The following is a 14,373-nucleotide window of genomic DNA, read 5'->3' as shown; positions in this document are numbered from 1 at the left end:
ACCACATACGGAGTTGAGCGCAGTGGCGGATGACGACAAGCTCGTCGAATATCTGAAGCGGGTCACCGCGGACCTCAAGCGGACCCGGCAGCGGGTGCAGGAACTGGAGGCGGGCGCCGCCGAACCGATCGCCGTCGTCGCCATGGGCTGCCGCTTCCCCGGCGGCATCGCCTCCCCGGAGGACCTGTGGGAGGTCGTGCGCACCGGCGGCGACACCATCACCGGATTCCCCACCGACCGCGGCTGGCACACCGACCACCTGACCGGCTCCTACCGCCGGGCCGGCGGCTTCCTCGGCGACGCCGCCGCCTTCGACGCCGGCCTGTTCGGCATCTCGCCCCGCGAGGCGCTGGCAATGGACCCCCAGCAGCGGCTGCTGCTGGAGACCTCCTGGGAGACCCTGGAGCGGGCCGGCCTCGACCCCACCGCACTGCGCGGGACCGACGGCGGCGTGTTCATCGGCATGGCCGACCAGAAGTACGGCCCGCGCGGCGCCGAACAGCTCGACGAGGTCAAGGGCCTGGTCCTGACCGGCACCACCAGCTCCGTCGCCTCCGGCCGGATCGCCTACTCGCTCGGCCTCCAGGGGCCCGCGATCACCATCGACACCGCCTGCTCCTCCTCCCTGGTCGCCCTGCACCTCGCGGTGCGCGCGCTGCGCTCGGGGGAGTGCTCCTTCGCGCTGGTCGGCGGGGCCGCGGTGATGGCGGAGCCCCAGCTCTTCGCCGAGATGGCCGAGCAGGGCGGCATGGCGGGCGACGGCCGCTGCAAGGCCTTCGCCGCCGCCGCGGACGGCACCGGCTGGGGCGAGGGCGTCGGCGTCGTCCTGCTGCACCGGCTGTCCGCCGCCCGCGAGGCGGGCCTGCCCGTCCTGGCGACGATCCGCGGCACCGCCGTCAACCAGGACGGCGCCTCCAACGGCCTGACCGCGCCCAACGGGCCCGCCCAGCGCCGCGTCATCCGCAAGGCGCTCGACGACGCCCAGCTCAGCGTCGGCCAGGTCGACGCGGTTGAGGCGCACGGCACCGGCACCCGGCTCGGCGACCCCATCGAGGCGCAGGCCCTGCTCGCCACCTACGGCCAGGACCGGGTCGGCGGGGGGCCGCTCTGGCTCGGCTCGATCAAGTCCAACATCGGCCACACCCAGGCCGCGGCCGGCCTGGCCGGCGTCATCAAGATGGTGCTGGCCATGCGGCACGGGCTGCTGCCGCGCACCCTGCACGTCGACGAGCCGACGACCCAGGTCGACTGGTCGGCGGGCGCGGTGCGGCTGCTGACGGAGGAGCAGGAGTGGCCGAGCACCGGCCGGCCGCGCCGCTCGGCCGTCTCCTCGTTCGGCATCAGCGGCACCAACGCGCACGTCGTCCTCGAACACGACCCCGCCGCCGAGCCCGCCGCCCCCGTCTCCGAGCCGGATCCCTCCCCGGGCGCCCCCGTGCCCTGGCCGGTGTCGGCCGCCGACGAGGAGGCGCTGCGCGCACAGGCCAGGCGGCTGCACCGGCACCTCGCCGACCGGCCGGGACAGGCGCCGCTGGACACCGCCTGGTCCCTCGCCGCCGGCCGTGCCCGGCTCGCCCACCGCGCCGTCGTCCTCGGCGCCGACCGCGACGAACTCCTCGCCGGGCTCGCGGCGCTCGGCGCGGCCCAGCCCCACCCGCGCGTCGTCCGCGGCCGGACCGCGCCGGCGGGTCCTGTCGCCTTCCTCTTCACCGGGCAGGGCTCGCAGCGGGCCAGCATGGGCCGGGAGCTGTACGCCGCGTTCCCGGCGTTCGCCGAGGCCTTCGACGCGGTGTGCGCGGAGCTCGACCGGCACCTGCCGGGCCCGCTGAAGCCGGTGGTGTTCGCCGAACCGGGCTCGCCCGACGCGGAGTCGATCGACCGCACCCTGTACACCCAGACCGGCCTGTTCGCGCTTGAGGTGGCGCTGTTCCGGCTGTTGGAGCAGTGGGGCGTCCGCCCCGGCCTGCTGCTCGGGCACTCCGTCGGCGAACTCGTCGCCGCCCATGTGGCGGGCGTCTGGTCGCTGCCCGACGCGGCCCGTGTGGTGGCCGCCCGGGCCCGGCTGATGCAGGCACTGCCCGAGGGCGGGGCGATGCTGTCGGTCGCGGCCACCGAGGAGCGCACCGCCGAACTCCTCGGCGGCTTCGGCGAGGTGGCCGTCGCCGCCGTCAACGGTCCCGCGTCGGTGGTGCTCTCCGGCGCCGAGGCGGCGATCGAGGCCGCGGACGGACAGCTTCGCGAGGCCGGGCTGCGGACCAAGCGGCTCGCCGTACGGCACGGCTTCCACTCGGCGCTGATGGAGCCGATGCTCGCCGAGTTCGAACGGGAACTGACCCAGGTGGAGTACGCCGAGCCCACCCTGCCGGTGGTGTCTAACCTGACCGGTGAGACGGCCACCGCCGGACAGCTGCGCGACCCCGGCTACTGGGTGCGCCAGGTACGGCACGCGGTGAGGTTCGCGGACGGCGTCGCGCACCTCGGCGCGCAGGGCGTCACCGCCTGCCTCGAACTCGGCCCCGGCGGTGTGCTCACCGCGATGGCCCGCGACTCCTTCGAGGACCTCGGCCTCGACGTGGCTCTCGTGCCCGCCCTCCAGCGGGACAGGTCCGAGCCGGCCACACTCCTGACCGCACTGGCCGAACTGCATGTGCGGGGCGTCGCGGTGGACTGGGCCGCGGCGCTGGCCGACCGCGGCGGCCGCCGTGCCGAACTGCCCACCTACGCCTTCCAGCGGGAGCGCTACTGGCTGTCGGCCCCATCGGGCGGCGCCGCGGCGCCGGCCCCCGCCGACGAGACGGACCGCCTGCGCCACCGCCTGGACTGGACGCCGGTCACCGGCACCGACAGCGACGCCCGGCCGGACGGCGCCTGGCTCGTCGTCGCCCCCGACGGCACCGACGGGGCTCGGGTCGCCGAGGCGCTCGGACCGCGCACGGTTCTGCTGCCGGCCGGGCCGCAGGACCGGGCCGCCCTGGCGCGGCGCCTCGCCGCGACGCTTCCCGCCGACCGGTCCCTGGCCGGAGTGCTCGCCCTCCCCGCGCAGACCGGAGCCCCGGCCGTGGGAGCCGTGCTGACCCTGCGCGAGGCCCTCGCCGACGCCGGCGTGGACGCACCCCTTTGGTGTGCCACCCGGGCGGCCGTCTCCGTCGCCGGGGAGCCCGTGCCCGGCGCGGCACAGGCCACACTGTGGGGACTGGCCCGCGCCCTGGACGCCGACGGCGGCATGCTGGACCTGCCGGCCGACCTGGACGCGCGGACGCTGCGGCTGCTCGCGGCCGTCCTCGCCGACCCGGGCGACGCCGACGAACTCGCCGTACGCCCCGGCGGGGTGTTCGCCCGCCGACTGCTGCCCGCCCGGCCGCCCCGGCACAGCCGTGCCTGGCGCGCCGACGGCACCGTCCTCGTCACCGGAGACGTCGCCGCGGTCACCGCCGACCTGCTGCGGCTGCTGGCCGGCGACGGCGAACGCACCGTCGTACTGGCCCACCGCCCCGGCGCCCCGACGCCCGGCGCCGACGTGCTGAACGGCGCGGACGGCCGGTGCACGCTCACCGAGTGGGACCTCGCCACGACCGGGGCGCCGGCCACCGACACGCCGGTCACCGCCGTCGTGCACCTGGACAACATCGACCCGGCCGCCGCCTACCCCGACCCGGCCGACCTGGTGCTCGCCGTCGGCGAACGGCTCCGCACGGTGGAGCGGCTGACCGAGCTGTACGCGGACCGGGACCTGGACGCCTTCGTGCTGCTGTCCTCGCTCTCCGGCACCTGGGGCGGCACCGAGGACGTCGCGCACACCGTCGTGCACGCGGCCCTCGAAGCCGCCGCCGAACGCCGGACGGCCGACGGCCTGCGCGCCACCTGCGTCGGCTGGGGCCCCTGGGCGGGGGCCGTCGGCGGCCCGGTCGTGCCCGGCCTGCTGCCGATGGCGCCCGCGCTCGCCCTGACCGCGCTGCGCCGGACCCTCGACGCCGACGAGGCCGTGTTCGCCGTCGCCGACATCGACTGGGCCGCCGCCCACCCGGTGCTCACCGGCCGCCGCCCCCGGCCACTGCTCGCCGACCTGCCCGAGGTCCGCGCCCTTCCCGAGCCCGTGGCGCCCCCGGCAGCCGGCGACGCCATCGCCGACGCGGACGCCGCCGACCTCGCGCACCGGCTGCGCGAACTGGTCCTCACCGAGGCCGCGGCCGTCCTCGGCCATGTGTCAAGCACCGCCGTCGACCCCCTGCGCCCGTTCCGTGACGCCGGGTTCGAATCACTGGCCGCCGTGCGGCTGCGTGACCGGCTCGCAGCCGAGACCGGGCTGCGCCTGCCGGCGACACTCGTCTTCGACCATCCGACACCGGACGAGGTCGTCGCCCATCTGATGGCCGAGCTGACCGGCGAACGGCCCGACGAGGCCGGGGGCGCACGCGTCGCCTCGCACACGGACGACCCGGTCGTCATCGTCGGCATGGCCTGCCGGTACCCCGGCGGGGTCCGTGACCCCGAGGGGCTGTGGGACCTCGTCCACTCCGGGCGCGACGGTGTCGACGACTTCCCCGCCGACCGCGGCTGGGACCTGCCCGCGCTGCGGCGGGCCGCCCCCGGGCTGGCGCTGCGGGCCGGATTCCTGCCGGACGCCGTCGAGTTCGACGCGTCGTTCTTCGGGATCTCCCCGCGCGAGGCGCTGGCCATGGACCCCCAGCAGCGGCTGCTGCTGGAGGTGACCTGGGAGGCCCTGGAGCACGCCGACATCGACCCGTCGACGCTGCGCGGCAGCCGCACCGGCGTGTTCGCGGGCGCCGCGGCCTCGGACTACGGCGCCCTGATCGCGGGCGCGCCGGAGGCGGAGGGCTACCTGATGACCGGGACGGCCGGCAGCGTCGTCTCCGGCCGGATCGCGTACGCGTTCGGCCTCCAGGGCCCCGCGATGACGATCGACACCGCCTGCTCCTCCTCGCTGGTCGCCCTGCACACGGCCGTGGCCGCGCTGCACCGCGGCGAGTGCGACCTCGCGCTCGCCGCGGGTGTCGCCGTGATCTCCACCCCCGCCGCGTTCCTCGACTTCGGCAAGCAGGACGGGCTGGCCTCGGACGGCCGCTGCAAGGCGTTCGCGGCGAGCGCCGACGGCACCAACTGGGCCGAGGGCGTGGGTGTCCTGCTCGTCGAACGGCTCTCCGACGCACGGCGCAACGGACACACCGTCCTGGCGACGGTCCGCGGCACCGCGGTCAACTCCGACGGCGCCTCGAACGGACTCGCCGCGCCCAACGGCGGCGCACAGCAGCGGGTGATCCGGCAGGCGCTCGCCGACGCGGGCCTGTCCACGGCCGACGTCGACGCCGTGGAGGCGCACGGCACCGGCACCGCGCTCGGCGACCCGATCGAGGCCCAGGCGGTCCTCGCCACGTACGGGCAGGACCGGCCCGCCGAACGGCCGCTGTGGCTCGGATCGCTGAAGTCGAACATCGGCCACACCGCGGCCGCGGCCGGCGTCGGCGGCGTGATCAAGATGGTGCAGGCCATGCGGCACGGCGTGCTGCCCCGGACGCTGCACGTCGACGAGCCGACCCCCGAGGTGGACTGGTCGGCGGGCGCGGTGGAACTCCTCACCGCGAACCACGCCTGGCCCGCCACGGACCGCCCCCGCCGGGCCGCTGTGTCGTCGTTCGGCGTCAGTGGCACGAACGCGCACGTCATCCTGGAACAGGGGCCGGTCGAAGCACCGGGGCCCGACGGCACACCGGGCGCGGGCGGTGAGCCCGGCGGCGCCGTGCCGTGGCTGCTCTCCGGGCGGTCCGCCGACGCCCTGTGCGGACAGGCCGCACGGCTCGCGGCGCGGCTGGCGGACCGTGAGGTGTCCCCCGGGGCGGTCGGACACGCCCTGCTCACCTCGCGTGCCGCCCTGGAGCACCGGGCCGTCGTCCTCGGCGGCGAGCCGGGTCACCTCGTCGACGGCCTGAACGCCGTCGCCGCCGGAGAGCCCGCCCAGGGCGTGGTGACGGGCGCCGTGCGGCCGTTCGGCCGGGGGCCCGTCCTCGTCTTCCCCGGGCAGGGCGGCCAGTGGCCGGGGATGGCGGCCGAACTCCTCGACACCTCGCCGGTCTTCGCCGCCCGGTGGGCCGAGTGCGAGCGCGCGCTGGCCCCGTACACCGACTTCTCCCTCACCACCGCGGTGCGCCAGGGCACGGCACTGGACCGGGTGGACGTCGTGCAGCCGGTGCTGTTCGCGGTCATGGTGTCGCTGGCCGCCCTGTGGCGCGCCCACGGAGTACGGCCGGCCGCGGTGATCGGGCACTCCCAGGGCGAGATCGCCGCGGCCTGCGTGGCCGGCGCGCTGTCCCTGGACGACGCGGCCCGGGTGGTCGCGCTGCGCGCCAAGGCGCTCGGCGCACTGGCGGGCCACGGCGGCATGATGTCGGTCGCCGTGCCCGTGGCCGAGGCCGAACGGTGGCTGGCGCGCTGGGACGGCCGGCTGTCGGTGGCCGCCGTGAACGGCCCGTCCTCCGTGGTCGTCTCCGGTGAGCCGGCGGCGCTGGACGAACTTCAGGCCGATGCCGGGCGACGCGACGTCAGGGTCCGGCGCATCGAGGTGGACTACGCCTCGCACTCCGCGCAGGTGGGCCGCATCGAGGACGAGATCCGCGATGTCCTCGCCCGGGTCGAGCCCCGGCAGTCGGAGATCCCGTTCTTCTCCACCGTCACCGCGCAGTGGCAGGACACCACCCAAATGGACGCCGGGTACTGGTACCGGAACCTGCGCGAGCCCGTGCTCCTCGACCGGTCCGTCGGCGCGCTGATCGAACAGGGCTACCACGTCTTCGTCGAGGTCAGCCCCCACCCGGTTCTCGGATCAGGACTCCGGGAGACCGGCGAGGCCGCCGGAGCGGACCCGGTGGTGACCGGGACGCTGCGCCGCGGCGAGGGCGGACTCGCGCGGATGCGCACCTCGCTCGCCGAACTGTGGGTGCACGGCGTCGCGGTCGACTGGACGGCCGCCTTCGAAGGACACCCCACCGCGCGCGTGCCGCTGCCCACCTACGCCTTCCGGCGCGACCGCTACTGGCCCGAGGCCCGTCCGGCGGCCGGCGACCCGGTGGACGACAGCTTCTGGCGGGCCGTGGAACACCAGGACCTGCCCGCGCTGGCCGGCACGCTCAACCTCGCCGACGACCAGCCGCTGCGCGAGCTGGTGCCCGCGCTGTCGGCCTGGCGGCGCGGCCGCAGGGAACAGGCCGTGCTCGACTCCTGGCGCTACCGGATCGTCTGGACACAGCTCCCCGAACCCGGCACCGCCGAACTGCCCGGCAGCTGGCTCGTCATAGCCCCGGCCGGCGCTGCCGACGACCCCGTGGCCACCGCCGCCGTACAGGCAGTCACCGAGGCCGCGGAACACGCCGTGGTGCTCACCGTGGCCGCCGGCGACGACCCGGCGACCCTGGCGGCCGCCGTCCGGGACGCGCTCGGCGCGGCCACCCCGGTCGCGGTCGTCTCCCTGACCGGCGCCGACGCCTCAGCGCACCCGGAACGCCCCGTCGTACCCCTCGGCACGGCCCTCACCGTCACCGTGCTGCAAGCGCTCCAGGAAGCCGGCGTCGAGGCGCCGCTGTGGTGCCTCACCCGCGGCGCGGTCGCCACCGCCGACGACGGCGACGGACCGGCGAGCCCGCTCCAGGCGGCCGTATGGGCACTGGGCCGGATCGCTGCCCTGGAGTCCCCGCGGACCTGGGGAGGCCTCGTCGACCTGCCCGACACCTTCGACGAGCGCACCGCGAACCGGCTCGTCGCGGTCCTCGCGGGACAGGACGACGAGGACCAGGTGGCGCTGCGCCCCGCGGGCGTCTTCGGCCGCAGGCTGGTCCGTCTCGCCCCCGGCACCGCGCCCGGCGAGGGCTGGCGACCGCACGGCACCGTGCTGGTGACCGGCGGCACCGGAGCCCTCGGCGGACGGGTGGCCCGCTGGTTGGCCCGCGAGGGCGCCGAGCACATCGTGCTCACCAGCCGACGTGGCGCGACCGCCCCCGGAGTGGACGACCTGGTCGCCGAACTGACCGGCCTCGGGGCCAGGGTGAGCGTGCTCTCCTGCGACCTCGCTGTGCCGGGCGCGGCGGTCGCCCTGGTCGCCGAGGTCCAGCGGGACGGCGACCGCATCGGCGCCGTGATCCACACCGCCGGCGCCGGCGGACTCGGACCGCTCGTCGACGCACACCTGGACGACATGGAACTGGCCATGGCGGGCAAGGTGGCCGGCATCGAGAACCTTGAGGCCGCGCTCGACCCCGAACAGCTCGATGTCGTCGTCTACTTCTCCTCCATCAGCGCCTCGTGGGGCGCCGGCGACCACGGGATCTACGCAGCCGCCAACGCCGTCCTCGACGCCCGCGCCGAGGCACGGCAGGCCACCGGAGTCCACACCGTGTCGGTGGCCTGGGCGCCGTGGGGCGGCGGTGGAATGATCGACGACCCGGTCGTCGCCGACACCCTGGCCCGCATGGGTCTGCCGCTCGTCGACCCGGATCTGGCGATCAGCGGGCTCGCCCGGGTGCTCGCCGAGGGCGAGGAGTCGCTCCTCCTCGTGGACGTCGACTGGAGCCGCTTCGTACCGCAGTTCACCCTGCGGCGCCCCAGCCGACTGCTCGACGAACTGCCCGAGGCCAAGGCAGAGAACCTCGACGAGGCGCCAAGCGCACCCGGCGCCGCCTCCCCGCTGGCCCGCCGGCTCGCCGGGCTGACCGGCGGCAAGCGCGCGAACGCCCTGCGCGATCTGGTGCGCGAGCACGTCGCCGCGGTGCTCGGCCACGGCGACGCGCGGTCCGTGGACGCCACCCGCGCCCTGCGGGACCTCGGCTTCGACTCGCTGACGGCGGTCGAACTGAGGGACCGGCTGAGCACCGTGGCAGGTCTGCGGCTGCCCGCCACGATGGTCTTCGACCATCCGACGATCGACGCGCTGGCGGACTTCCTGGCCCGCGCCGTGGACGGGGAGAAGGCCGCCGAGCCCCCGCGGCAGGTCGTCGTCCAGGTCGACCAGGACGAACCGATCGCCATCGTCGCCATGGCCTGCCGCTACCCCAGCGGCATCGCCTCCGCCGACGAGCTCTGGCAGGCCGTACGCGACGAGGCCGACCTGATCACCCCGTTCCCCGCCGACCGCGGCTGGGACCTCGACCGGCTGCTCGACACCGACCCCGACCGGCAGGGCGCCAGCTACGTCGACCACGGCGGGTTCCTGCACGACGCCGCCCTGTTCGACCCTGGCTTCTTCGGCATCTCGCCCCGCGAGGCCCAGGCCATGGACCCGCAGCACCGGCTGCTCATGGAGACGACCTGGGAGGCCCTGGAGCGCGCGGGCATCGCCCCGAAGTCGCTGCACGGCAGCCGCACCGGGGTGTACGTCGGCATGACCGACCAGGCTTACGGCACCCGGCTGCGCGGCGCCGCCGACGGCATGGAGGGTTACCTGGTCAGCGCCTCCTCCAACGTCGCCTCCGGCCGTATCTCCTACTCGCTCGGCTTCCAGGGCCCCGCGCTCACCGTGGACACCGCCTGCTCCTCCTCCCTGGTCGCGCTGCACCTGGCCGCCCAGGCGCTGCGCAACGGCGAATGCGATCTGGCGGTCGCGGGCGGCGCCACCGTCATGCCGGATCCCACCTCCTTCGTGGCGTTCAGCAGGCAGCGCGGACTGGCCGAGAACGGGCGTTGCAAGCCGTTCGCCGCCGCCGCCGACGGGTTCTCCCTCGGCGAGGGCGCCGGCGTGCTGCTCGTGGAGCGGCTCTCCGACGCCCGTCGGCACGGCCATCCCGTGCTGGCCCTGGTCCGCGGCAGCGCCGTCAACCAGGACGGCGCGTCCAACGGGCTCACCGCGCCCAACGGCCCCGCCCAGGAACGCGTCATCCGGCAGGCGCTGGTCAACGCCGGACTGTCCGCCGCCGCCGTGGACGTCGTCGAGGCGCACGGCACCGGCACCACCCTCGGCGACCCCATCGAGGCGCAGGCGCTGCTGGCCACCTACGGCCAGGAACGCCCGGACGGCCGTCCGCTCTGGCTCGGCTCGGTCAAGTCGAACATCGGGCACAGCCAGGCCGCCGCCGGTGTGGCCGGGGTCATCAAGATGGTGCAGGCCATGCGGCACGAACTGCTGCCGCGCACCCTGCACGTCGACGCCCCGAGCCCGCACGTCGACTGGACCTCGGGAGCCGTGGAACTGCTCGCCGAGGCCCGGCCCTGGGACCGGGACAGCGACGGCGCACCCCGCCGCTCCGCCGTCTCCGCCTTCGGTATCAGCGGCACCAACGCGCACGTCATCCTGGAGGAGGCGCCCGCCGAGCCCGTGGCGCCCGCCGAGCCCCTGGGGGAGACCCCGGGCGGGACCGGCGGCCTCTCCGTGCCGCTCGTGCTGTCCGCCCGGACCCGGGAGGCGCTGCCCGAGCAGGCCGCCCGTCTCGCCGCCCGGCTGGACGGGGGAGCGGCCGGGGTCGCCGACCTCGCCTACTCCCTGGCCACCGCCCGCAGCGTCCTGGACCGCGCCGCGGTCCTCGTCGCCGCCGACCCGGACGAACTGCGCCGGGGCCTCGCCGACCTGACCGCGCACGCCGTCGCCGAGGACCGCGCCGACGGCGGGCTCGCCTTCCTCTTCACCGGGCAGGGCGCCCAACGGACCGGCATGGGCCGGGAGCTGTACGCCGCGTACCCGGTCTTCGCCGCCGCCTTCGACGAGGTGTGCGACGCGCTCGACCGGCATCTGCCGCGCCCGCTGCGCACGGTCGTCTTCGCCGAACCCGGCACGCCCGAAGCCGAGTCGATCGACCAGACCCTCTACACGCAGACCAGCCTGTTCGCCTTCGAGGTGGCGCTGTTCCGGCTGCTGGAGCACTGGGGCGTCCGGCCCGACGCCGTCCTCGGTCACTCCGTCGGCGAACTCGCCGCCGCGCATGTGGCCGGCGTCTGGTCGACCGCCGACGCGGCCCGTGTCATCGCCGCCCGGGCCCGGCTGATGCAGGAACTCCCCGAAGGCGGCGCGATGCTGTCCGTCGCCGCGTCCGAGGACGAGGTGGCCGCGGTGCTCGGCGATGCCTTCGCGGAGGTCGCCGTCGCCGCCGTCAACGGTCCGGCCGCGATCGTGCTGTCCGGCGCCGAGGAGGCCGTCACGGCGGCCGGCGCACGGCTCGCCGGGGCGGGGCTGCGCACCAAGCGGCTCACCGTGAGCCATGCCTTCCACTCGCCCCTGATGGAGCCGATGCTCGCCGCGTACGAGCGCGAACTGGCCGAGGTCACCTTCGCCGAGCCCGAACTGCCCGTCATCTCCAACCTGACCGGCGAGCCCGCCAACCCGGGGCAGCTCCGCGACCCGGCCTACTGGGTACGGCAGGTCCGGCACGCGGTGCGGTTCGCGGACGGCGTACGGAGCCTCCTCGACGACGGTGTGACGACGTTCCTTGAGCTGGGCCCGCACGGCGTGCTCACCGCCCTGGCCGAGGAGTCCGCCGCCGACCGCGCCACCGGCATCCCCGCCCAGCGCCGGGACCGCGACGAGGTGAGGACCCTGCTCAGCGCCCTCGGCAGGCTGCATGTGCGCACCGAACGCGTCGACTGGTCCGCCTACTTCGACGGGACCGGCGCCCGCCGCGTCGATCTGCCCACCTACGCCTTCCAGCACCGGCGCTACTGGCTCGACGCGCCTGCCGGCGGCGCCGAGGCACTCGCCGGCGCGGGGCTGGCGGGCACCGGCCATCCGCTGCTCACCGCGGCCGTGCCGCTGCCGCACACGGGCGGCCACCTCTTCAGCGGCAGCCTGCCCGGCACGGGCGAGGCGGCGGCCGTCGGCGACCTGCTCGACCTGGTGCTGTGGGCGGGCGGTGGCCTCGGCTGCGACCGGATCGCCGCACTCGACGTCGATACCGCCCTGCCCGACGCCCCGCACGCCCCGCTGCAACTGGTGGTGACGGCCCCGGACGACGACGGCGACCGCGACTTCGCCCTCCATCTCGGGGTCGGCTCCGGCAGCACGAGTGAGGAGTCCTGGACCCGGATCGCCTCCGGCGTACTCGGCCGGGCAGCCGCCCGGCCGACGCCCGCACCGGATTCCGCCGGCGCCGAGGACGAGCTGTTCGCCGAACTCGCGCTCACCGAGCAGGAAGCCGCCGACGCCGACCGCCACGGACTGCACCCGCGGCTGCTGGCGGGCCTGACCGACCTGATCGCGGAACTCACGGCCGGGGAACCCGTTCACTTCGCCGGCGTCACCCGGTACGCCACCGGCGCCACCGAACTCCGCGCCCGACTGACCCGCTCGGGCCCCGACACCGTCACCGTGCTCCTCTCGGACCCGGCGGGCGAACCCGTACTCGCGGTGGACCAGGTCCGGGTGCGTCAGGGCCGCTCCGCCGACCGCCGGGCCGTGACCGCCTCCGCCACCGCCCCCGACGGGCTCTACCGGCTGACCTGGACGCCGGTCACGGAAACCGCCCCGGAACCGGGCGCCACCTGGGCCGTGGTGGGCGCCGCCACGGACGCCCTCGCCAAGGCCCTCGCCGACCGGGGCGCCGATGTGGAGACCCATCAGGACCTCGCCTCCCTCGACCGCGCCGTGGACCTCGTCGTCCTCGCCGTGGACACCGAACGGGGCGACGACCCCGTCGAGTCCGTACGGCACACCACTCACCGCACCCTGGAGCAGGTCAAGGAGCTGCTCGCGGACGGGCGGCTCGCCGGCGCCAGGTTCGTCTTCGTCACCAAGGCGGCCGTCGCCGCCGGGGAAGCCGGAGCCGTCGGAAAAGCCGGAGCCGTCGGGGAGCCCACGCCGGTCGATCCGGCGCAGGCGGCGGCCCGCGGGCTGCTGCTGTCCGCGCAGGCGGAGCACCCGGACCGGTTCGTGCTCGCCGACCTCGGCGGGCGGGACGCCGGCGCCGAGCTGCTGGCCGCGGCCGTCGGCACCGCCCTGGCCGAGGACGAACCGCAACTCGCCGTCCGCGACGGACGGTTGCTCATCCCCCGGCTGACCCGGGTCACCGAACGGCCCGAGCCCACCACCGAGCCCGCGAGGGCGTCGGACGCGCCCGGCACCGTGCTGGTCACCGGTGCGAGCGGCGGCATCGGCACCGAGATCGTGCGGCATCTGGCGGGCGCCCACGGCGTCCGCAGGCTGCTGCTGCTCAGCCGGAAGGGACCGGACGACCCGCGCGCGGCCGAACTGGTCCGGGAACTCGCCCGGTCCGGCGCCGAGGCGACCCTCGTGGCCTGCGACACCGCGGACCGCACGGCCCTCGCCGCGGTCCTGGCCGACGTCCCCGCCGAGCACCCGGTGACCGCCGTCGTGCACATCGCCGGGGTCGTCGACGACGGCGTGCTCACCACCCTCACCCCGGAGCGGGTCGACACCGTGCTGCGGCCCAAGGTCGACGCGGCGCAGCACCTGCACGAGCTGACCGCCGGACTGGACCTGACCCACTTCGTGCTCTTCTCCTCCGGCGTCGGCACCTTCGGCGGTGCCGGACAGGCCAACTACGCCGCCGCCAACGCCTTCCTGGACGCCCTCGCCCACCACAGGCGGGCGGCCGGCCTTCCGGCGACCTCGCTCGCCTGGGGCCTGTGGGAGACCGCCGCCGGTATGTCCGCCGACCTGTCCGACGTGGACCGGCGGCGGCTGGACCGGTCCGGTGTCCTCGCCCTCACCGCGCGCCAGGGGCTCGCACTGTTCGACGCGGCCTGGCACTCCGACGCGGCGACTCTCGTCCCCATGGGCCTCGACCCGGCCGTACTGCGCCGCAAGGCGGCCGAGTCGACGCTGCCCGCCGCCTTCCGCGGGCTGGTGCGGACACCGCTACGGCGGGCCGCGGCGGCCGGCGCGCGAACGGCGGGGGAGTCCTTCGCGCAGACGCTGGCCGGGCAGTCGGAGAGCGGGCGCCGCAAGCTGCTTCTCGAACTGATCCAACGGCATGTGGCCACCGTGCTCAACTACTCCGCCGACGCGCCCTTCGACGCGAAACTCCCCTTCCGGGAGCTGGGCTTCGACTCGCTCACCGCGGTCGAGCTGCGCAACGCCCTGATCGCCGCGACCGGCGTCCAGCTCTCCGCCGCGCTGGTCTTCGACCACCCCACGGCGACCGCCCTCGCCGAGCACCTGGAAGGCAAGGTGCTGCGGTCCGTCGCTGGGGCGCCGCTGCCGGTGCTCACCCAGCTCGACCAGCTGGAGGCCGCGCTCGCGGGCGGCCCGGCCAGGGCCGCCGACCGCGAACAGATCGCCGCCCGGCTGCACACCCTGGCCGCCGCCTGGACCGCCGACGACCACAGTGCCGACGACGCCGACGGCACCGACATCACCAGCAAGCTCGATTCCGCCACGGATGAAGAGCTTTTCGACTTCATCAACGCGGAACTCGGAGAGGACTGAAC

Annotated in this window: 1 protein-coding gene; it reads left to right on the top strand. The window is 75.7% G+C overall.

Going from position 1 to position 14,373, the window contains the following annotated elements:
* The first annotated feature begins 22 nt into the window (after positions 1–22).
* Complete coding sequence (locus AB0M67_RS27230; protein WP_365749591.1) at positions 23–14,371, top strand: type I polyketide synthase; 14,349 nt, start codon at positions 23–25, stop codon at positions 14,369–14,371.
* The last annotated feature ends 2 nt before the right edge of the window (positions 14,372–14,373 follow it).

Source organism: Streptomyces sp. NPDC051662 (genome assembly GCF_040681655.1).
Taxonomy (GTDB): domain Bacteria; phylum Actinomycetota; class Actinomycetes; order Streptomycetales; family Streptomycetaceae; genus Streptomyces.
Note: the sequence above shows the minus strand (reverse complement) of the source record. Positions and strands in the feature narration are given on the sequence as shown.